23 protein-coding genes and 2 tRNA genes are annotated in these 18,745 nt (G+C 64.0%); 18 read left to right on the top strand and 7 right to left on the bottom strand.

Annotated features, from left to right (window positions below; all coding sequences use genetic code 11):
- Window positions 1–835: 835 nt before the first annotated feature.
- A tRNA-Thr gene (locus IVB41_RS04855) sits at window positions 836–910 on the bottom strand.
- A 315-nt stretch (window positions 911–1,225) separates the two neighbouring features.
- Between IVB41_RS04855 and IVB41_RS04860 the strand changes: the two genes are divergently transcribed.
- The 5 genes from IVB41_RS04860 to IVB41_RS04880 all read left to right on the top strand — a co-directional run bounded on the left by IVB41_RS04860 (window position 1,226) and on the right by IVB41_RS04880 (window position 5,207).
- The gene (locus IVB41_RS04860; RefSeq protein ID WP_247285688.1) at window positions 1,226–1,438 is read left to right on the top strand and encodes a hypothetical protein; all 213 of its coding nucleotides are present in this window, start codon (window positions 1,226–1,228) and stop codon (window positions 1,436–1,438) included.
- Between the two features lie 42 nt (window positions 1,439–1,480).
- Window positions 1,481–3,187, top strand: coding sequence for an FAD-dependent oxidoreductase (locus IVB41_RS04865; protein WP_247427353.1), 1,707 nt, complete (start codon window positions 1,481–1,483; stop codon window positions 3,185–3,187).
- 126 nt (window positions 3,188–3,313) lie between these two features.
- Window positions 3,314–3,622 carry an EthD family reductase gene (locus tag IVB41_RS04870; protein ID WP_027565721.1) on the top strand — a complete coding sequence of 103 codons (309 nt, stop codon included), beginning with the start codon at window positions 3,314–3,316 and terminating at the stop codon, window positions 3,620–3,622.
- A 231-nt stretch (window positions 3,623–3,853) separates the two neighbouring features.
- The gene (locus IVB41_RS04875; protein WP_247427356.1) at window positions 3,854–4,363 is read left to right on the top strand and encodes a hypothetical protein; all 510 of its coding nucleotides are present in this window, start codon (window positions 3,854–3,856) and stop codon (window positions 4,361–4,363) included.
- A 19-nt stretch (window positions 4,364–4,382) separates the two neighbouring features.
- The gene (locus IVB41_RS04880) at window positions 4,383–5,207 is read left to right on the top strand and encodes an alpha/beta fold hydrolase (RefSeq protein WP_247427359.1); all 825 of its coding nucleotides are present in this window, start codon (window positions 4,383–4,385) and stop codon (window positions 5,205–5,207) included.
- 6 nt (window positions 5,208–5,213) lie between these two features.
- On the opposite strand, the gene IVB41_RS04885 is transcribed toward IVB41_RS04880, so the two are convergent.
- A complete protein-coding gene (locus IVB41_RS04885; RefSeq protein WP_247427362.1) occupies window positions 5,214–5,867 on the bottom strand; it encodes a TetR/AcrR family transcriptional regulator in 654 nt (217 codons plus the stop codon).
- Window positions 5,868–5,949: 82 nt separating this feature from the next.
- Here IVB41_RS04885 and IVB41_RS04890 point away from each other — a divergent pair, with 82 nt between their 5' ends.
- The 10 genes from IVB41_RS04890 to IVB41_RS04935 all read left to right on the top strand — a co-directional run bounded on the left by IVB41_RS04890 (window position 5,950) and on the right by IVB41_RS04935 (window position 12,310).
- Entirely contained in the window at window positions 5,950–6,888 is a 939-nt protein-coding gene (locus tag IVB41_RS04890) for an SDR family oxidoreductase (protein WP_247427365.1), read from the top strand.
- 26 nt (window positions 6,889–6,914) lie between these two features.
- Window positions 6,915–7,574: an NAD(P)H-binding protein gene (locus IVB41_RS04895; protein WP_247427383.1), complete on the top strand. Its 660-nt coding sequence runs from the start codon at window positions 6,915–6,917 to the stop codon at window positions 7,572–7,574.
- A gap of 81 nt (window positions 7,575–7,655) precedes the next feature.
- Complete coding sequence (locus tag IVB41_RS04900) at window positions 7,656–8,093, top strand: DUF2948 family protein (protein ID WP_247427386.1); 438 nt, start codon at window positions 7,656–7,658, stop codon at window positions 8,091–8,093.
- Between the two features lie 152 nt (window positions 8,094–8,245).
- The gene (gene hisD / locus IVB41_RS04905; RefSeq protein WP_247427392.1) at window positions 8,246–9,541 is read left to right on the top strand and encodes a histidinol dehydrogenase; all 1,296 of its coding nucleotides are present in this window, start codon (window positions 8,246–8,248) and stop codon (window positions 9,539–9,541) included.
- On the top strand, window positions 9,538–10,035 hold the full coding sequence (locus tag IVB41_RS04910; RefSeq protein ID WP_247427395.1) for a UPF0262 family protein: 498 nt from the start codon (window positions 9,538–9,540) through the stop codon (window positions 10,033–10,035). Before hisD ends, IVB41_RS04910 begins: the two co-directional genes overlap by 4 nt.
- A gap of 5 nt (window positions 10,036–10,040) precedes the next feature.
- Entirely contained in the window at window positions 10,041–10,508 is a 468-nt protein-coding gene (locus IVB41_RS04915; protein ID WP_007615472.1) for a low molecular weight phosphatase family protein, read from the top strand.
- Between the two features lie 156 nt (window positions 10,509–10,664).
- Window positions 10,665–11,294, top strand: coding sequence for a Maf-like protein (locus tag IVB41_RS04920; RefSeq protein WP_027565713.1), 630 nt, complete (start codon window positions 10,665–10,667; stop codon window positions 11,292–11,294).
- 154 nt (window positions 11,295–11,448) lie between these two features.
- Complete coding sequence (gene yacG, locus IVB41_RS04925) at window positions 11,449–11,631, top strand: DNA gyrase inhibitor YacG (protein ID WP_247427398.1); 183 nt, start codon at window positions 11,449–11,451, stop codon at window positions 11,629–11,631.
- A gap of 185 nt (window positions 11,632–11,816) precedes the next feature.
- Window positions 11,817–11,892: transfer RNA gene (locus IVB41_RS04930), tRNA-Phe, on the top strand.
- Between the two features lie 169 nt (window positions 11,893–12,061).
- Window positions 12,062–12,310 (top strand): hypothetical protein, encoded by a 249-nt coding sequence (locus IVB41_RS04935; RefSeq protein WP_247429031.1) that lies wholly within the window; start codon window positions 12,062–12,064, stop codon window positions 12,308–12,310.
- Window positions 12,311–12,341: 31 nt separating this feature from the next.
- Here the strand turns inward: IVB41_RS04935 and IVB41_RS04940 are convergent, their stop codons facing one another.
- From IVB41_RS04940 to IVB41_RS04950, 3 genes are read right to left on the bottom strand one after another with little or no spacing between them, the layout of a single operon-like run.
- Window positions 12,342–13,559, bottom strand: coding sequence for a cyclopropane-fatty-acyl-phospholipid synthase family protein (locus IVB41_RS04940; RefSeq protein WP_247427401.1), 1,218 nt, complete (start codon window positions 13,557–13,559; stop codon window positions 12,342–12,344).
- Between the two features lie 10 nt (window positions 13,560–13,569).
- Window positions 13,570–14,352, bottom strand: a complete 783-nt coding sequence (locus IVB41_RS04945; RefSeq protein ID WP_247427404.1) for a DUF1365 domain-containing protein — start codon at window positions 14,350–14,352, stop codon at window positions 13,570–13,572.
- 3 nt (window positions 14,353–14,355) lie between these two features.
- Entirely contained in the window at window positions 14,356–15,669 is a 1,314-nt protein-coding gene (locus tag IVB41_RS04950; RefSeq protein WP_247427423.1) for an NAD(P)/FAD-dependent oxidoreductase, read from the bottom strand.
- Between the two features lie 200 nt (window positions 15,670–15,869).
- Here IVB41_RS04950 and IVB41_RS04955 point away from each other — a divergent pair, with 200 nt between their 5' ends.
- The 3 genes from IVB41_RS04955 to IVB41_RS04965 all read left to right on the top strand — a co-directional run bounded on the left by IVB41_RS04955 (window position 15,870) and on the right by IVB41_RS04965 (window position 17,732).
- Complete coding sequence (locus IVB41_RS04955) at window positions 15,870–16,676, top strand: DUF1295 domain-containing protein (protein ID WP_247427427.1); 807 nt, start codon at window positions 15,870–15,872, stop codon at window positions 16,674–16,676.
- A 151-nt stretch (window positions 16,677–16,827) separates the two neighbouring features.
- Window positions 16,828–17,229: a DUF2177 family protein gene (locus tag IVB41_RS04960; protein ID WP_247427430.1), complete on the top strand. Its 402-nt coding sequence runs from the start codon at window positions 16,828–16,830 to the stop codon at window positions 17,227–17,229.
- Window positions 17,230–17,231: 2 nt separating this feature from the next.
- A complete protein-coding gene (locus IVB41_RS04965) occupies window positions 17,232–17,732 on the top strand; it encodes a TspO/MBR family protein (RefSeq protein WP_247427433.1) in 501 nt (166 codons plus the stop codon).
- 53 nt (window positions 17,733–17,785) lie between these two features.
- Here the strand turns inward: IVB41_RS04965 and IVB41_RS04970 are convergent, their stop codons facing one another.
- Both IVB41_RS04970 and IVB41_RS04975 read right to left on the bottom strand, forming a co-directional pair.
- On the bottom strand, window positions 17,786–18,088 hold the full coding sequence (locus IVB41_RS04970) for a hypothetical protein (RefSeq protein WP_247427436.1): 303 nt from the start codon (window positions 18,086–18,088) through the stop codon (window positions 17,786–17,788).
- Between the two features lie 20 nt (window positions 18,089–18,108).
- The gene (locus tag IVB41_RS04975; RefSeq protein WP_247427439.1) at window positions 18,109–18,690 is read right to left on the bottom strand and encodes an RNA polymerase sigma factor; all 582 of its coding nucleotides are present in this window, start codon (window positions 18,688–18,690) and stop codon (window positions 18,109–18,111) included.
- Window positions 18,691–18,745 lie beyond the last annotated feature (55 nt).

Consider the following 18,745-nt stretch of genomic DNA (forward strand, 5'->3'; position numbering starts at 1 on the left):
CCAATTCGCTTGACGATCTTTTCCCACGCCATTTCAACTATTCCAGATTGTCGAATTTTTGTTGCTCGCAGTGCGCTGAGAAATTCCTGTCCCAGGATTGCGTCTTGAATCCACCGATAATGGCGAAAGGAGTACGCGCAGCCAAGGGCGACCCGTCGGGCAACACACCCGCTTCCCATAAAACCCCGTCAACCCTCCTCCATAAAAATATTCCGCTTTACCGAAATTCGGAATCGCAGTATCAAATCCGCCATCCCGGTCCAGGGAGAGGGGCGGTCGTCCGTCGTAACGAACGTGGATCGGGGGGTGGTGGACGCGGCAGCGTCGGGCACGAAGACGGGACCAGGGCGAGATGAACCTCGTGAGGTCTTGTCTAGCGTGCGGACGACCGGGCGCCAACGCCCTGCGAAGCCCTTTTGGGCGAAGCAGGACGTGTCCGGCGAAGCCTCTTGGCAAAGCCGGATCGCTGCTTACGGCAAAATCGTGTGGTCCTGGCCGTCGTTGCTACGGTCAAGCCTTGCGGAGATGGATCGAGACTCAACCGGGTCTTTGTCCATCGTCAATTCGCAAGGCGACGGTGACAAAAAGGAACTCGTCGCCGGGGAGAGCGCGGCATAAGCCGTCAACCCACTGCGCAGGGAAGGCCGAGTGTTCGGCGTCACCTGTATGCTGCTGTGCGGTCTTTTTGCGCTACATTTTCGCGCAGCGGACCGCGGGTGCCAGCCGGCACCCGGTCTTCCCTGCGCCCTCTCCACGGAGGAGGGGTAAGGAGAAGCAAAACTCGGGCGCTTTGAGCCGCGAGAATGCTGATCTGTGCGTGATTTGACCCAGGGAATGGTGCTGCCAGACAGGATTGAACTGTCGACCTCTCCATTACCAATGGAGTGCTCTACCACTGAGCTACGGCAGCATGTGCTGGGGTAAGAATCGGCCGCCACGAGGGGCCTACCAAGCGGGCCGATATCTGCCACAAGCCCCCCTCCTGTGCAAGCTTGCTAGCTCCGCCAAAGCGATAAAATCGGGTCGATATCGGGGCCAAAGTGCCTGTTTTGGCTCGAAACGGCCGACTTTCCGCGGGTTCGGTTCCGATATCCCCACCCAACTGGCCAGTTGCCCGACGCGCCGGGTTCGATCCATTTCGTTTTTCGCACGATCGGATCGCGCGGGCCTCTTGAGCTGCCTTATTCCTCGGGCATGTTATCGCCGATCGCTGTAATGGACCCCGATGGCTGACGAGAACGACAAGAGCGAGCGACAGGATTCGAGACAGGACTCGCAGCAGGCGAGGGCGTCCCGCGACGACCGGCTGAAATCGGCGCTGCGCGAAAATTTGAAGCGGCGGAAGGTGCAGGCGCGCGAACGCGCCACAAGTGCCGACCCCTCGCAGAATGAAGATGGTTCCCTAGATGAGGGGACCGCCGACAAGACCGGCGGCTAGAATCCGACGGCTGGAATTTCTTTGGAGAGCATGGACGTGGCAATGGGGCAGGACGAATCGCAACGACCCGAGAGTGACGCGCAGATGTCGCGGTTCACCCGCCCTGAACAGACCTTTCCGACGCTGACATCGGCCGAGATCGAGCGGATGAGGCATTTCGGCGAGGTCCGCAACTATGCCGATGGGGAATTCCTGTTCGAGACCGGCAAGCCGGGGCCCGGCATGTTCGTCGTGCTGAAGGGCCACGTCGCCATCACCCAGCGCGACGGCCTTGGCCATGTGACCCCGTTGATCGACCAGGGGCCGGGGCAATTTTTGGCCGAGCTGAGCCAGCTCTCCGGACGGCCGGCGCTGGTCGACGGTCGCGCCGAAGGCGATGTCGAGACGCTGCTGTTGCCGCCGGAGCGGCTGCGCGCGCTGCTGGTCGCCGAGGCCGAGCTCGGCGAGCGCATCATGCGCGCGCTGATCCTGCGCCGGGTCAATCTGCTCCAGGGCGGCGTCGGCGGCGTCGTGCTGATCGGTCCGTCGCATTCGGCAGGCGTGGTGCGGTTGCAGGGCTTCCTCACCCGCAACGGCCAGCCGCATCATCTGCTCGATCCCGCGCGCGATCGCGACGCCGCCGACGTCATCGCGCGTTATTCGCCCAAGCCGGACGACTGGCCGCTGGTCGTCACTCCCGACGGTGCGGTGCTGCGCAATCCCGGCGAAACCGAGCTTGCGCGCGCGATCGGCATGATCGGCGGCCCGCGCAACGACCGCATCTACGACGTCGCGATCGTCGGCTCCGGGCCGGCTGGACTCGCCACCGCCGTCTATGCCGCGTCCGAAGGTCTCTCGGTGGCCGTGCTCGACACCCGCGCCTTCGGCGGCCAGGCCGGCGCCAGCGCGCGCATCGAAAACTATCTCGGCTTTCCGACCGGAATTTCCGGGCAGGCCCTGACCGCGCGCGCCTTCAACCAGGCACAAAAATTCGGCGCGGAGATCATGATCCCGGTGACGGTGAAGTCGCTCGACTGCACGCGCAAGGATGGCGCGTTTTCGGTGGCGCTTGACGGCTGCGACCCCCTGCATTCGCGCGCGGTGGTGGTCGCCAGCGGCGCGCGCTATCGCCGGCCCGAGATCGAGAACCTCGATAAATTCGAAGGCCGCGGCGTCTGGTATTGGGCCTCGCCGGTCGAGGCGAAGCTGTGCGCCGGCGAGGAGGTGGCGCTGGTCGGTGCCGGCAACTCGGCGGGGCAGGCCGCCGTGTTCCTCTCGGGGCACGCCAAGAAAGTGCTGATGATCATCCGCGGCGGCGGTCTCGGCGCCAGCATGTCGCGCTATCTCATCGAGCGCATCGAAGCCACGCCGAACATCGAACTGATGTTCAACACCGAGATCACGGCGCTCGAAGGCGACGAGGCCTCGCTGCTGCGGCGTATCCGCTGGAAAAGCCGGCTGTCGGCCGACGAGGACTTCGCCGACATCCGCAATCTCTTCCTGTTCGTCGGCGCCGATCCCGCCACCAATTGGCTCGACGGCTGCGGCGTGACGCTCGATCGCGGCGGCTTCGTCGTCACCGGCGCGCAGTCCGAGCAGAACCAGGGCCGGCTGGTTGCACCGCTGGAGACGTCGGTGCCCGGCGTCTACGCGGTCGGCGACGTCCGCTCCGGCTCGGTCAAGCGCGTCGGCGGTGCCATCGGCGAGGGCGCGCAGGTCGTGGCCTCCCTGCACGGCTATCTCGGCGACGCCGCAAAGCCGGCGCTTTAGTCAAGTAGAAGACACGCAGATGGCAAGGCGAATGTGACTTGCCATCCCGACGTGTCCCACGGACTATCCCCTCGTCGCGAGGCCAAACGCCCGTGGAAGAACAAAGACTCAAATGGGAGGAACTAAATGGCTGAAATCGTCGTGCTGTATAAAACGCCCACGGATGCTGCGGCCTTCGACAAGTATTATGCCGAGACCCACATTCCGCTTGCCAAGAAACTTCCCGGCCTGAAGAAGTACGCCATCAGCAAGGGGCCGGTCGGCTCCCCCGCCGGACCGTCCGGAATCCATCTGGTCGCCATTCTCACCTTCGACAGCGCGGCCGACATCCAGGCGGCATTCGGCAGCCCGGAAGGCAAGGCGACCGGCGCTGACGTGCCGAAATTCGCCAGCGGCGGCGCCGACCTGCTGATCTTCGACACCAAGGAAGTGTGAGACGTGTGCAGGGGCGCTCGCACCTCGCGAGCGCCCCCGCCTATTCGATTCAACTTTCGTTGAAAGCCAGCCGTCGTTTATGACAGCGATGCAAATAATTCAGCCATGCGTTTTCGATTCGCACGATGACGCATGGCTGCGCACGCATGTGTGACGGCAGCGCGTGTGGCAATCTGATGAGGGCCGTAATATCAATCTCCCGAACTCGATGCAGAGAATAGGAGAGATGTCATGGTTCTTGGGTTGAGCTTGCCCGCCTTCACGCTGGTCCATGTCGTCATCAGCCTGATCGGCATCGCCGCCGGCCTCGTCGTGATGTTCGGCCTGCTCGGCTCGAAGCCGATGCCGGGCCTCACCGCGATTTTCTTAGCGTTCACGATCCTCACCAGCGCCACCGGCTTCCTGTTTCCGTTCAAGGAGCTGCTGCCGTCGCATATCATCGGCATCATCTCGCTGGTCCTGCTCGCGATCGCCTGCATCGCGCTCTACGGCATGAAGCTCGCTGGCGTCTGGCGTCCGGTCTACATCGTGACCGCGATGATCTCGCTGTATTTCAACGTCTTCGTGCTGGTGATCCAGTCGTTCCTGAAGGTGCCGGCGCTTGCCGCGCTCGCGCCCGCCGTGGCCCCGGCGCCGCCCGGAGGCCCCGTGTTCGCCGTGGTGCAGGGCCTCGTGCTGGTGTTCTTCGTGGTGCTCACCGTCGGCGCCTGGCGCCGCTTCAAGCCGATGGCGTTCGCCTGATCATTCAAGGAGCCTGACAATGCCCACCATCACCACCAAGGACGGCGTCGAGATCTTCTACAAGGACTGGGGCTCGGGCCAGCCGATCGTGTTCAGCCACGGATGGCCGCTGTCGGCCGACGACTGGGACGCGCAGATGATGTTCTTCGTGACGCGCGGCTATCGCGTCATCGCCCATGACCGTCGCGGCCATGGTCGTTCGTCGCAGGTCGCCGACGGCCATGACATGGATCATTATGCCGATGATCTCGCGGCCGTGACCGCCCATCTCGACCTGAAGAATGCGATCCATGTCGGCCACTCCACCGGCGGCGGCGAAGTGGTGCATTACATCGCGCGCCATGGCGAGAGCCGGGTGGCGAAGGCCGCGATCCTGTCCGCGGTGCCGCCGCTGATGCTGAAGACGGACGCGAATCCCGGCGGCCTGCCGAAGAGCGTGTTCGACGATTTCCAGGTACAGCTCGCTGCCGGCCGCGCCAGCTTCTACCGCGACATCGCGGCCGGCCCCTTCTATGGCTACAACCGTCCCGGCGCAAAGCCCTCGGAAGCGGTGATCCAGAACTGGTGGCGCCAGGGCATGATGGGCGGCGCGAAAGCCCATTACGACGGCATCGTCGCGTTTTCGCAAACCGACTTCACCGAGGATCTGCAGAAGATCAATGTGCCTGTGCTGGTGATGCACGGCGACGACGACCAGATCGTGCCTTACGCCGACTCCGCACCGCTGTCGGCCAAGCTTTTGAAGAACGGCACGCTGAGGACCTACAAGGGTTTCCCGCACGGCATGCCGACAACGCACGCCGAGACCATCAACGCGGATCTGCTGGCGTTCTTCAAGGGGTGAGCGGCCTCACTCCAGTATCGCCCTGATCGCGTCGAAGGTGCGCTTGACGAAAGCTTCCGGTTTCTCCCGCGCTCCTCCGCCGATCCAGTTCTCGCCGCCGACGCGCATCGCGCCGGTGGCGATCATGGCGACGAGGCGTGCCTTCAACTGGTCCGATTTGTTTCTGGCGCGCTGGGCAAGTCCCTCGGCCAGCGCGCGCTCGAGCTTCTCGTATTTGAGCTGGTCGCGCGCGCGAAGCGCGGGATTATCGCGCTTGAGCCGCGACATTGCCGCGGCCTCCGCCGGATCGATCCGATTGAGCGCCGCCGCGATCGCGTTCTCCGCCGCGGTCAGCATGGTTTCGCCCGCCGGCCGCGCAACGACCTCCGCGACCAGCGCGGCGGCAGCGCCTTCCTGCCAGGCCGCGACGACGTCCTCCTTCGAGGCGAAATAATGGAAGAAGCTGCGTCGCGACACGTCGGCAGCGGCCGCGATATCGTCGATGGTCGTGGCCTCGAAGCCGCGCTCCAGGAAGAGTGCCATCGCCCCGCGGGTCAACCGCTCGCGGGTCGCCTGCAATTTACGCTGGCGCAGGCCGGGGCCATCGGCGGATTTTGCTCCTGCCGGCAATGGCTTGGTGCGCTTGTTGACCGATTTCCCGGCGAGCTTCGAAAGCTTCAAATCATTTCACCACTTGCAAAGTTGCACCCAGTGCACATTTAGACCCGTCGCGGGCCTTTTCCCAGCCCGACGGAGCTATGGCATGACCGACTGGACCACGGCAGACATCCCCTCCCTCAGCGGCAAGACTGCCGTCGTGACCGGAGCGACGGGCGGCCTCGGCTACGAGACGGCGATGGCGCTGGCGGGCGCCGGTGCCATTGTCATACTCACGGGGCGCAACGACGCAAAGGGCCTGCGCGCGATCGATGGCATTTGCGAGCGCTTTCCCAATGCGCTGATCGCCTACGAGCATCTCGACCTCGCCAGTCTCGCCTCCGTCGCCGATTTTACCAGGCGCTTCGCCGCCAGCAACGAGCAGCTCGACCTGCTCGTCAACAATGCCGGCGTGATGGCGCTGCCGAAGCGGCAGCAGACGGCGGATGGTTTCGAGGTGCAGCTCGGCACCAATTATCTCGGTCATTACGCGCTGACGGCGCAGTTGTTGCCGCAGCTTCGCCGTGCGAAGGCGGCTCGGGTCGTCAACCTCTCGAGCCTTGCGCACCGCTCCGGTTCGATCAATTTCGACGATCTGCAGGCTAAGCATTCCTATCGTCCGTGGCGGGCTTATTGCCAGTCCAAGCTCGCGATGCTGATGTTTTCGCTGGAGTTGCAGCGTCGCAGCCTCGCCGCAGGCTGGGGTCTGACGAGCCTTGCCGCACATCCCGGCTACGCGCGGACCGATCTGATTTCGAACGGGCCGGGTGCGAACACGTTCCAGTCGCGCGTGAGCCGCTGGCTGCAGCCCTTCATTAGCCAATCTGCAGCGGAAGGCGCGCTGCCCACCTTGTTGGCGGCGACCTCGCCGGCCGCGGAGCCTGGCGGCTATTACGGCCCGAACGGGTTCTACGAATTGAAAGGGCCACCGCGCCCGGCGAAGATCATGCCGAAGGCAAAGGATTTCGCCTCGGCAGCCATGCTGTGGGATGTCTCGGCGACTTTGACCGGTGTATCCTTCGACGAGATCGCGGCCGCCGCATGAGCCGCGGGCCTGTCGGGGAGGTCCCGATGCAGATCATCATCTTCGGCGCGACCGGCATGGTCGGGCAGGGCGTCTTGCGCGAATGCCTGGTCGATGTCGGCATCGATCGCGTGCTCGTGGTCGGCCGCAGCCCGAGCGGCGTGCGCAACGCCAAGCTCACCGAGATCACGCACGGCGATTTCATGGACTACTCGGCGATCGAAACGCAGCTCACCGGCTTCGACGCCTGCTTCTTCTGCCTCGGCGTCTCCTCGATCGGCATGAGCGAAGAGCGCTACCGTCATCTCACCTATGACCTCACGCTCACAGCGGCGACCGTGCTGGCCCGGCTCAATCCGCAGATGACATTCGTCTATGTCACGGGTGCCGGCACTGATTCCACCGAGCAGGGTTCGCGGATGTGGGCGCGGATCAAGGGCAAGACCGAGAACGATCTGCTCAAGCTTCCGTTCAAGGCGGCCTACATGTTCCGGCCCGGTGCGATCCAACCGCTCCACGGTGCCCGCTCCAAGACCGCGTGGGTGCAGGCCGTGTATGCGGCAACCTGGCCACTGTGGTCGGTGCTGCGCCGGCTCTCGCCGCGGCTCGTCACCTCGACCGAGCAGATCGGCCGCGCCATGATCCGGGTTGCGCGGGAGGGGTATCCGCGAAAGGTGCTGGAGATGGAGGATATCAATAGCCTCTAGTCCGGTGGGGCGTTAGTTTTAGGGAAATTTCGCCGGCCGCCCGCGTTGAGCCCCGTCCGCCCGAAGCAGAAAGCGCCGTCGATGTCTCCCCAGCTCAAACTGATCGCACTCGACGCCGACGACCTCTCCGTGATCTCGGCCCACGTCCAGGACGCCCGCGTGCAGCCCTCGGACATCATCTGGCGCCAAAGCGAAAAGCGGCTGGTCGTCGGCATGAGCCGGTTGGACTGGGAGCAGACGCTGGACGGCGAGGCCGAGCCGCGCAGGCTGGTGGCGGCCCTCCGTTTCGACCGCGTGCTCGCCTGCAAGGCGCGCAACATCGACCTCGACGCGCCGGACACTGTCCTGGACCTCGTCGGCATCGAATTCCACGGCCAGGACGCCCCCGGCGGGAGCGCGCTGCTCCTGTTTGCCCAAGGCGGCGCCATCCGCCTCGACGTCGAATGCCTTGAATGCGAGCTGACTGATCTGGGGGCGGATCAGCTGGGGACGGGGTTGGAGGCTGAAGGGGAGGGGTGAGGTGGCATGCCAAGGCCACGCATTCCGCTTTTGCCAGGACGACGCCGGAGGGGAACGGCCCGGCCCAAGGGTTGACGCAGCTTCCCCGCCGCGCCATTGAGCAGGGGCCTGGTGAGCCAAGCCGGGCCCCCAAAAACCAGTTAGAAGCCAAGATGCCCGTTCGTCTCGACCGCAGCAGCGCCGATTTTGACCAGCGATTCGGGGCCTTCCTCGCCGCCAAGCGCGAGGCCTCGGCCGACGTCGAGGCGGCCGCGCGTGCCATCGTCGACGACGTGGCGAAGCGGGGCGATGCCGCCCTGCTCGAGGCCACGGCAAAGTTCGACCGGTTGACGCTCGATGCATCCGGCCTGCGCGTCACCGCCGCCGAGATCGAGGCCGCGGTGAAAGCCTGCGATGCAGCGACACTGGATGCGCTCAAGCTCGCGCGCGATCGCATCGAGACCTATCACAGCCGCCAACTGCCGAAGGACGAGCGCTTCACCGATCAGCTCGGCGTCGAGCTCGGCTGGCGTTACACCGCGATCGAATCGGCCGGCCTCTACGTGCCCGGCGGCACCGCGGCCTATCCGTCCTCGGTGCTGATGAATGCGGTGCCGGCAAAGGTCGCGGGCGTGGCGCGTCTCGTCATGGTGGTGCCCTCGCCCGACGGCAAGCTCAATCCGCTGGTGCTGGCGGCAGCAAAGCTTGGCGGCGTCACCGAGATCTATCGCGTCGGCGGCGCGCAGGCGATTGCCGCGCTCGCGCATGGCACCGCGACGATCGCGCCTGTCGTCAAGATCGTCGGACCCGGCAACGCCTATGTCGCCGCGGCAAAGCGGCTGGTGTTCGGCAAGGTCGGCATCGACATGATCGCCGGTCCCTCGGAGGTGCTTGTCATCGCCGACGACACTGGCAATGCCGACTGGATTGCCGCCGATCTGCTGGCCCAGGCCGAGCACGACACCAGCGCGCAGTCGATCCTGATCACCGATTCGGCGCGCCTTGCCGCCGATGTCGAAAAGGCCGTCGAGGCGCAGTTGAAGACGCTGCCGCGCGCCGCGATTGCCAGCGCCTCGTGGGCCGATTTCGGCGCCATCATCATGGTGAAGAACCTCAACGACGCCATTCCGCTCGCGGATGCGATTGCCGCCGAGCATCTCGAGATCATGACGCAAGATCCCGACGCGCTCGCCGCAAGGATCCGCAACGCCGGCGCCGTGTTCCTCGGGCCGCATACACCGGAGGCGATCGGCGACTATGTCGGCGGCTCCAACCATGTGCTGCCGACGGCGCGCTCGGCACGATTCTCATCGGGTCTTTCGGTGCACGATTTCCTCAAGCGCACTTCGATCCTGAAATGCGGCCCGGATCAGCTGCGTGTGTTGGGTCCGGCCGCGATGGTTCTCGGTAAGGCGGAGGGGCTAGATGCCCATTCGCGCTCGATTGGATTGCGCCTCAATTTGTCATGACCCAGCCGCCCGAACAGGACGACTCGACCAATCGCATCGTCGGCGTCACGCTCGACGAGGACTCGATCGGCCGTTCCGGGCCCGACATCGAGCATGAGCGCGCGATCGCGATCTACGATTTGATCGAGCAGAATTTGTTCGCGCCGGAGGGCGCCGACCGGAAGGGGCCGTTCACGCTGCATATCGGCATCACCGGCAGCCGGCTGATGTTCGACATCCGCCGCGAGGACGGCACGCCCGTGGTCGCGCATCTGTTGTCGCTGACGCCGTTCCGACGGATCGTGAAGGACTATTTCATGATCTGCGACAGCTACTACCAGGCGATCCGCACGGCGACGCCGGACAAGATCGAGGCCATCGACATGGGCCGCCGCGGCATTCATGACGAGGGATCGCGTACGCTGCAGGAGCGCTTGAAGGGCAAGGTGCGGGTCGATTTCGAGACCTCGCGCCGGCTGTTCACGCTCATTACTGTTCTGCACTGGAAAGGTTAAGCGCGATGGCGGGTCCGCCACGCGCACGCGATCCGCAATCGGTGCTGTTCGCCTGTGCCATGAACAGCGTGCGCTCGCCGATGGCGGAGAGCCTGCTGCGGCACATGTTTCCGCAGGGCCTCTACGTGAAGTCGGCCGGTGCCAGGCGCGGCGAGCTCGATCCGTTCGCGGTGTCCGTGATGGCCGAGCTCGGCCAGGACATCTCCACCCACAAGCCGCAGACCTTCGAGGAGCTGGAGGACTGGGAGGGGCTGAATTTCGACCTGATCATCACGCTCTCGCCGGAGGCGCACCACAAGGCGCTGGAGCTGACCCGCACGCTCGCCGCCGACGTCGAATACTGGCCGACGCAGGATCCCACCACCATGGAAGGCAGCCGCGACCAGAAGTTGGCTGCCTATCGTGACGTCTGCGATCAGCTCCTGCTGCGCATCCGCCGGCGATTTTCGAAGGTGGGCGCGGCAAACGGCTAGCATTCGGCGCCCGTAACACCCGCGTCACAGACTGCGGGCACACGCATCCCGTGCCCGTCGAATCAGTAAAGTCCGGGTTCCCGGGTTGTGAAATCAGCCCCCGTCCGATAGGTTCCGCGCGCAATTCACCCCCTGCTTCATTCCCCAAATCACCTGATGCTCGGCCGCCCCAAATTCGTTCTCGCCTCCGGTTCGCCGCGGCGCCTGTCGCTGCTCAACCAGGCCGGCATCGAGCCGGACGCGCTCCGGCCCGCCGACGTCGACGAGACGCCGAAGCGGGGCGAGCTGCCGCGCGCCTGCGCCAATCGGCTGGCGCGGGCCAAGGCGGATGCGGCGCTCAAATCGGTTCAGCTCGACGACGAGCTGCGCGGCGCCTTCATCCTCTCCGCCGACACGGTGGTGGCGGTCGGCCGCCGCATCCTGCCCAAGGCCAACCTGGTCGACGAGGCCGCGCAATGCCTGCGGCTGCTGTCGGGCCGCAACCACCGCGTCTACACCGCCATCACCCTGGTGACGCCGCGCGAGGCCTTCCGCCAGCGCCTGGTCGAGACCCGCGTCCGCTTCAAGCGCCTCTCGGAAGACGACATCCAGGCCTATATCGGCTCCGGCGAATGGCGCGGCAAAGCCGGCGGCTACGCCGTGCAGGGCATCGCCGGGTCGTTCGTGGTCAAGATGGTGGGGTCCTACACCAACGTGGTCGGCCTGCCGCTCTACGAGACCACCACGCTGCTTGGCGGCGAAGGTTTCCCGATCCGCTTCGGCTGGCTCAACGCCACCGCCATCTGAGCCGACAAGCCGCTCCTGCAAAAAACCTCGAAAACAACCCCATGCACAGTAGAATTGCCCCGCGGGACCTGGCCGGGCCGCCTGCGCCTTCGCCGGAGGAATCCCTTTGGCGACAGGCTCTTGAACTGGCTCGCATGTGTAAGCTGAGCACCTCATGGACTACCCGGTGAAAAAGCCCGCAAGCTCCCTCAAAACCTGCCCGATCTGCGGCAAGCCGCAGTCCGAGGCCACCCGCCCGTTCTGCTCCTCGCGCTGCCGCGACGTCGATCTGAACCGCTGGCTGAAAGGCTCCTATGTCATTCCCGGCCGGGATGACGAGGCAGATGGGGAAGAATAGGCCTGTTCTATCAAGTATTTAAATTGTCGATGCACCGCCACGCGGCGTTGCCTCCGAGCCACGTCCCGCCTTGTGCACAGCCGGGCCGCGCCCCGCGAAGCCATCGGCGAAGCGTGGGTGGACAGGCAGCCTTCAGCCCACTATAAACCGCCCGCTCGATGGGCTTTGGCCCCTCTTTGGAGCACGCCCAGGTAGCTCAGTTGGTAGAGCATGCGACTGAAAATCGCAGTGTCGGTGGTTCGATTCCGCCCCTGGGCACCATTCCGCTCTCCACGGGCAACACTTCCCTAGCGCCAGCCTGGACCAGCCGGCTCGCGCGGCAATCCATTCCGGAACTAGATCGCGCCCGCCCCATTGCTGGCACTCTGCTTGCTCAGCCAGGACCAAAGTCTGGCCTTGGAAGAGAGGCCGTTTCAGGTTGAGGCAAGTGATGCAGGAAATGTCCCGTTCTGGTGCTGCCGGCGAACTCCGGCTCGATGCGTTGGTCGCCGATTTGTGGTGGCGCGTTCGGCTCATCAACACCGACATTCTCGAGGAAGAGGCGAGAGCAGGGGTGTTTGACCCGTTTCAGCCGACATACCCGCTTCTTGCGCTCAATCTTCGCGCGCGACGCGACAATTTGGTCTCGACGATCGGCGTGCTCGAGCAGCGTGCGCGATCAGCGTCGGAAGCGGCTTGAGGGTTCGTTCACATCGGAAACGTCAGCGACGTCAGCTTCGGCGCGCGAATACCAGCTGACGGACGTCGATCTTTTCGGCCCTGAAACCTGCCTCGCAGTAGCACAAATAATATTCCCACAGCCGTCGGAACGGCTCGTCGAACCCGAGTGAGGTCAGGTCCGTCCAGGCATGGCCGAAGCTCGTTCGCCAGACCGCGAGCGTCTTGGCGTAGTCCTGTCCAAAGACCCGCTCGCGGATCAGAGGCATCTGCGCGCGTTCGCCGAGCGAGCGCAGGACATTCGGCGAAGGCAGCATCCCGCCCGGAAAAATGTATCTCTGGATGAAGTCCACGCGCCGCCGGTAGCTGTCAAAGAGCTCGTCGCGGACGGTGATCGCCTGGATGCCGGCAAGACCGCCCGGCTTGAGCCGTTGATGCAGTTGATTGAAGTATGTCGGCCAGAACGGCTCGCCGACGGCTTCGATCATCTCGATCGAGGCGATACGGTCGAACTGCCCGTCCTGATCGCGATAGTCCTGCAACCGGACCTCGACTTTTTCGCCGAGCCCGGCTTCGTGGATTCGCCGGCTGGCGAATGCGTGCTGCTCCTTGCTGATGGTGAGCGCCAAGACCTTGGCGCCGCAAGTTTTGGCGGCATATTCGGCGAAGCCGCCCCAGCCGCACCCGATCTCGAGCAGGGTATGGCCGGGCCGTAGCTCGATCGCCTTCGCCAGTTGTTCGTATTTGTGCCGTTGAGCGGCGAGCAGGTCGGTCGCATCGGGCGAGAACAATGCCGACGAGTAGGTCATGCTCGGATCGAGCCAGGCCGCAAAGAATTCGTTGCCGAGATCATAATGGGCGTGGATATTCAGCCGCGATCCCAGTCGCGTGTTTCGGCGCAACCGATGCAGCGCGCGCCGGCAAAGCCGGACCAGTGCATTGCCGGCGAAGGCGCTGTCGACCAGATCGTCGTTCAGACAGAACACGTAAAGCAGCTGGGAGAGATCCGGTGTGCTCCAATCGCCTCGAATGTAAGCCTCGGCCATGCCGATATCGCCGCCCAACACCAGGCTTCGCGCGAAGGCGTAGCTGTTGAGCTCGATGGTCGCCGACGGCCCCGGATGCGTTCCCCGCAACACCACCGTTCTGCCGTCGGGAAGGCGAACATCTACGGTGCCGAGCTTGAGCCGCGAGGCGAGCCGCAGCGCGAGCCGCGCGAGCAAGGGAACGTCATCGAAACGAGCAGTCTGGTGAGTGGCTGCGAGGTCCATGGCTTCACATTCAGCGTTGGTTCGGACGGGGAACGTAGGGAACATTTTTCAGCCAAAGCCGGATCGCTTCCCAATGGATGGCCGCGACGACCTTGAAGGTGAGAAGTGGCAGGGTGACGAGCGTCGCCAACAGCGAGCGACTGGTCAGCGGGCGACGTTGCCCGGAGAATGCAGCCGTAAATATCACGCCATGCTCATCGGTCTGCACGATTCTGACCTTCACTTGCTGGTCGGGCGGAGCAATGCTGAAGCGATACCGCGTTTGCATTTCCATGAAGGGCGAGACGTAGAACTCCTTCGCCTGACATTGTCGTATGGCACCGCCGGCAGCAGCGTCCCCCACCGGAAGGATGTAGGAATGGATTTCGCCAAAAGTGTTGCGGACTTCGTAGATCAGCAGCGCAAGATTGCCGCAGCTGCCATAGCAGAAGTAGATCGAAAGCGGATTGAATACGTAGCCGAAGAGCCGCGGATAGCACAAAAGGAGGATGCGCCCTCCCGACAGATCGATATCGCGTTGTTCGGCCAGGCGTCGCACATGGTTGCTCAAGGATGCGCCGTCACGCTTGCCGTGATCGGATTCGTGGAAGCTGAAGACCGACGCGCGATTGATGCCGAACAGGCGAGACTGGCGATCCGCTTCATCAAGCCGGTCGAGGTCGATGAGCAGGTTCATGACCCGGTAAGCGAACCTGTGGCGCACGGGTCGCATGCGGGCGTGCATCACCCTGCCCAGGTAGAGCGCGGCCGCAGATGACGTCGCCGTTCGTTCTGGGGCACCCGGTTGCAACATGTTCTACTCAGCAGCCTGCGCCAGCAACGCGCCGGACTGCCGCCACGGCACCGCACTGCCAAGTGCCTCGGCAACGGCGATGCCGGAGCGCAGGCCATCCTCATGGAATCCGTAGCCGGTCCACGCGCCGCAAAACCAGGTGCGGCGGCGTCCCTGGATTTCGGGGAGATTCCTCTGCGCGGCGAACGCGCTTGCGTCATATTGCGGATGCGCGAATGTGAACTTGCCGAAGGTGAGATGAGGCGCCGGCTCAAAAGGAGGATTGAGGCTGACGAACAGCGGCTTGCGGTCGTCGATGCCCTGCAGCCGGTTCATCCAGTAGGTCACGGCGACGTCGTTCTGGGCAGGCGTTTCGCGTTGCCAGCGCAAGAAGTTCCAGGATGCCCATGCATTGCGGCGTTTCGGCATAAGATTGATGTCGCGGTGCAGATAGGCCGTGTTTGGAGCGTAACGGATCGCGCCGAGAATGGATCTCTCGCGTGGGTCGGCATCCGACAGCATCGCCAGGGCCTGATCGCTGTGACAGGCCATCACGACAGCGTCGTAGGAGTCCTGATGGCCGTGACTGTCGCCGATCGTCACGCCGTGCTCGGTGCGATGGATTGATGTGACCGCGCAGCCGAACCGGATGCTGGCCTTGAACCTGGCGGTGAGTTTCTCGACATAGCGCCGGCTGCCGCCCTGGACGGTCCGCCAGAACGGCCGATCCAGATGCAACAGCCGGTGATTGTCGAAAAAGGCGATGAAGTTTTCCGCGGGAAAGGCGAGGATCTCGGCCGAGGGCGACGACCAGATGGCGGCCCCCATCGGTCCCAGATAATCGCTGAACAGGCGCGGGCTGAACGCTTGCTTGCGCAGATATTCGCCGAGTGTGAGGTTCTGGAGCCGGCCAGCCCGCAAGTCGGAGACGCTTTCCTTGTTGAAGCGCCGGACCTCGGCCAGCATGCGAAAATACGACGGGGAGAAGAGGTTACGCGGCTGGGCAAACAGGCCGGAGGCGACCTGCAGGAAGGTCTCGCCGCCGCCCCGCCACTCGAATCGGCCATGGTCGGCCGACATCGCGAAGCTCATGCATGTCTCCTCGGTCTTTACACCCAGGTGCGCGAACAGAGACGTCAATTCCGGGTAGTTCGGCTCGTTGAACACGATGAAGCCGATGTCGACGTCGATCTCTTCGCCATCGTAGTCAACGCGCACTGTATGACTGTGTCCGCCCGGTCGCAATTCGCGCTCGTAGACGGTCACGGCATGACGTTCGGACAGGAGCCACGCGGCGCCATTGCCGGCAATTCCCGTCCCGATCACCGCCAAACGCATGCTTTATCGCCCCCAATACCACCAGCGACGGCCGGAACATCCGGTTTCGGGCCAATGTCGTCCGCCGCCCGGCTCAGGACAGCTCCAATAGCTGACCTGTCCACCCGCGCTTGAGGAAACGTTCCAGCGGACAGCGTGGATCACCCGCGAAACCGGGGCACGGGAGGGACGTAAGGATCCGAGTTTGGGTATGGTGAGGCATGGATTTCCTGCAAATACTGATCGTCGCCGGCATCGCGCTTGCGCTTTCGCTGTTGATGGGGCTGGCCTGGATCGTTCAGCAGCGAACCGGCAATTCCGGGTGGGTCGATACGATCTGGACCTACTCCGTCGGCCTGGTTGGGGCGGTGGCGGCCCTTTTGCCATTCGGCGAGGCTCTGCAAGTGCGTCAGATGCTCGTAGGCGGGCTCGTGCTGCTTTGGTCGGTGAGGCTCGGGACGCATATCGCCCGGCGCGCCGCAGCGGGTATCGACGATCCGCGATATGCAAGCTACGCGCAGGAATGGGGCTCACAGGCGCCGCTTCGCATGTTTGCTTTCCTGCAGTCGCAGGCCTTCGCCTCGGTGCCGCTGCCATTCGCGGTCTTCCTGGCTGCACACTCTCCACGGGCCGCCCTGGGCATTCAGGACTATGCGGGCGCCGCCATCATGCTTGCGGCCGTCGCAGGCGAGGCGATCGCCGACGAGCAATTGCGAAGCTTCAAGCGCAACAAGGCAAACGCGGGCCTGGTCTGCAACATCGGGCTTTGGCGCTGGTCGCGTCATCCGAATTATTTCTTCGAATGGCTCGGATGGCTCGCCTATCCGATGATCGCGCTGTCGCCGGACTACGCATGGGGCTGGGCGAGCCTGATCGCGCCGGCGATCATGTACTGGATACTCGTGCACGTGACCGGAATACCCCCGCTCGAAGTCCAGATGCTGCGATCCCGCGGCCGCCGGTATCGGGACTATCAGGCACGCACCAGCGCTTTCTTTCCACGGCCGCCCAAGAAGGCGCCGGAATGATCGGAGTTCCGGCCGCCGATCTGGCTCAAGGGCGAGACAGGGTTGCGGGGCAAGGCGGAACGAGCGCGCCGCGTGATCCAGCGAGGGCTTCACGTCGTTTACAGCCGATGCCTTTGTTAAACCGGTTGCGACACCGGAGGGGAGACCGGACATGAGCCTGCTTTTTACATATCTGTCGGTGGCTGCGACCTTTGTTGCGCTCGACATGATCTGGCTCAAGACCATGGTCGAGAGACTTTACCGGCCGGTGCTGGGCGACATGTTACGGTCGCAGCCCGACCTCGCCGCCGCTGCAGTGTTTTATCTTGCCTATCCCGTCGGCCTGATCTGGTTCGCGGTGCTGCCGGCTCAGCAGGATGGCGGCGCACTGCGTGCCTTCATGTCCGGCGTGATGCTGGGCTGCTTCACCTATGCGACCTACGATCTGACCAACCAGGCCACGCTGAGGAATTGGTCGACGGCGCTCACTCTCGCGGACGTGGGCTGGGGATCGGTCCTCGCCGGTGTCAGCGCCTGGACCGGATTTCTCGTCGCTCAACGGATGGCGCATTGATTATGGACGGGACGCACGACGGGGCGCTGCGGCACGATGGCGACCGTAAGCGCGGCAGATGGTACCGGTGCGCCGCTTTCCTGTTTCTGGTCCCTGCTGCGGGGATTCTGATCGGGGTCCTGAACCGTCCGGGAGCCTGGTACGCCGCGCTCAACAAGCCATCTTTCAATCCGCCGGATGCGGTGTTCGCACCGGTCTGGACGGCCCTGTTCCTGATGATCGCCGTGGCGGGATTCCGCACCTTCGAGGCGGAGCCGCGCGGAACGACGATGAGAATATGGGGCCTGCAGATGATCTTGAATTTTGCATGGTCTCCCATTTTCTTTTCGCTTCATCGCATGGACGTGGCGCTCGGCGTCATTGTTGCGCTGTTTGCTGTGATCCTTGCCTTTGTCTGGCGTCAATGGGCGAACGATCGGCTGGCAGCGGCGCTTTTCATTCCCTACGCCGGCTGGGTGGGTTTTGCGACCTTGCTGAACATCTCGCTGCTCCGCCTCAATTAGAATCGGCGCGCAGAACTGACTTCACGCGTCGAACGGACGAGCGTGGCGCCGAATCAGGGATCCGTCGCTCCATCGCACTCGTCAAAGGCCTCTCTGGTCGCCGCGATCTTGTCGGAGAGCGATGTGAATGCGATCTGGACACTCCGCTTGGCATCGTCGTCAAGCATGAGGTGCGCAAGATCGACCAGTCGATCGCCGAAGCGCTCCATGACAGCGAGCAAATGATCGAGACCTTCCGCGGGCTGGTTGGCCGCCAGACCGTCGACCTCTCTCACCATCTGCTCGAGTCTCGCAACGGAGGACACAAGCGGATCCTGGTGTCCACGGATGGGGAATTCGATGATCTCTGCGGCCACGCGCGAGTTCCTTGCCTGCTTCAGGCTGCAGCCGATGCGGCAAGGCAGTCCTTGCGTACCGCCAGAAGGGTTCGGTGCAACCAGGTCTTGATGGTGCCGACCGGCACACCGAAGCGCCGCGACAAGCTCGCACGGCTCTCACCCTCGAGATAGGCCAGCGCCACCAGCCTGCGGCGGTCTTCCGGCAAACGAGCCAGCACGCTGCGTGCGATCGGTTCGGCGCGGGCGTAGTCGAAATCGTCGATCGCCGGCTGATCAGCACTTGTCGGAACCAGCAGCGCCTCGTCCAGCTCGTGAGTCGGCAGTCTTCTGACCCGCAGATGGTCGATGGCGGTATTCCGCGCGATGGCGGACATCCAGGTCATCGCCGAAGCACGGTCGCCGTCGAACCGACCCGCGTTGCGCCAGATCTTCAGATAGGCTTCCTGAAGAATGTCCTCGATGTCGTGGGGCGGAGTTCCGACGGCGAGCGCAGTCCTGCGCAGCCTGCTCCGCGTCAGCATGTGCAGCGCTGCGAAGGCTTGTGCGTCGCCCGCCGAAACGCATGCCAACAATTCGGGCAATGTTTCGCTCTGCGCCTGCGTCGGGCTTAAGCCGGCCATGACCTGTCTCCCTTGCGTTTCCTTCGAAACGCTCCGGGCGCGCGTTCGGATCACC

The organism is Bradyrhizobium sp. 44 (assembly GCF_023073095.1).
Classification (GTDB): Bacteria; Pseudomonadota; Alphaproteobacteria; order Rhizobiales; family Xanthobacteraceae; genus Bradyrhizobium.

Coding starts and splice junctions, on each gene's coding strand:
- IVB41_RS04860 (WP_247285688.1), top strand. CDS start 1,226: ATGGCTGACGAGAACGACAAGAGCGAGCGACAGGATTCGAGACAGGAC.
- IVB41_RS04865 (WP_247427353.1), top strand. CDS start 1,481: ATGGGGCAGGACGAATCGCAACGACCCGAGAGTGACGCGCAGATGTCG.
- IVB41_RS04870 (WP_027565721.1), top strand. CDS start 3,314: ATGGCTGAAATCGTCGTGCTGTATAAAACGCCCACGGATGCTGCGGCC.
- IVB41_RS04875 (WP_247427356.1), top strand. CDS start 3,854: ATGGTTCTTGGGTTGAGCTTGCCCGCCTTCACGCTGGTCCATGTCGTC.
- IVB41_RS04880 (WP_247427359.1), top strand. CDS start 4,383: ATGCCCACCATCACCACCAAGGACGGCGTCGAGATCTTCTACAAGGAC.
- IVB41_RS04890 (WP_247427365.1), top strand. CDS start 5,950: ATGACCGACTGGACCACGGCAGACATCCCCTCCCTCAGCGGCAAGACT.
- IVB41_RS04895 (WP_247427383.1), top strand. CDS start 6,915: ATGCAGATCATCATCTTCGGCGCGACCGGCATGGTCGGGCAGGGCGTC.
- IVB41_RS04900 (WP_247427386.1), top strand. CDS start 7,656: ATGTCTCCCCAGCTCAAACTGATCGCACTCGACGCCGACGACCTCTCC.
- hisD (WP_247427392.1), top strand. CDS start 8,246: ATGCCCGTTCGTCTCGACCGCAGCAGCGCCGATTTTGACCAGCGATTC.
- IVB41_RS04910 (WP_247427395.1), top strand. CDS start 9,538: ATGACCCAGCCGCCCGAACAGGACGACTCGACCAATCGCATCGTCGGC.
- IVB41_RS04915 (WP_007615472.1), top strand. CDS start 10,041: ATGGCGGGTCCGCCACGCGCACGCGATCCGCAATCGGTGCTGTTCGCC.
- IVB41_RS04920 (WP_027565713.1), top strand. CDS start 10,665: ATGCTCGGCCGCCCCAAATTCGTTCTCGCCTCCGGTTCGCCGCGGCGC.
- yacG (WP_247427398.1), top strand. CDS start 11,449: ATGGACTACCCGGTGAAAAAGCCCGCAAGCTCCCTCAAAACCTGCCCG.
- IVB41_RS04935 (WP_247429031.1), top strand. CDS start 12,062: ATGCAGGAAATGTCCCGTTCTGGTGCTGCCGGCGAACTCCGGCTCGAT.
- IVB41_RS04940 (WP_247427401.1), bottom strand. CDS start 13,559: ATGGACCTCGCAGCCACTCACCAGACTGCTCGTTTCGATGACGTTCCC.
- IVB41_RS04945 (WP_247427404.1), bottom strand. CDS start 14,352: ATGTTGCAACCGGGTGCCCCAGAACGAACGGCGACGTCATCTGCGGCC.
- IVB41_RS04950 (WP_247427423.1), bottom strand. CDS start 15,669: ATGCGTTTGGCGGTGATCGGGACGGGAATTGCCGGCAATGGCGCCGCG.
- IVB41_RS04955 (WP_247427427.1), top strand. CDS start 15,870: ATGGATTTCCTGCAAATACTGATCGTCGCCGGCATCGCGCTTGCGCTT.
- IVB41_RS04960 (WP_247427430.1), top strand. CDS start 16,828: ATGAGCCTGCTTTTTACATATCTGTCGGTGGCTGCGACCTTTGTTGCG.
- IVB41_RS04965 (WP_247427433.1), top strand. CDS start 17,232: ATGGACGGGACGCACGACGGGGCGCTGCGGCACGATGGCGACCGTAAG.
- IVB41_RS04975 (WP_247427439.1), bottom strand. CDS start 18,690: ATGGCCGGCTTAAGCCCGACGCAGGCGCAGAGCGAAACATTGCCCGAA.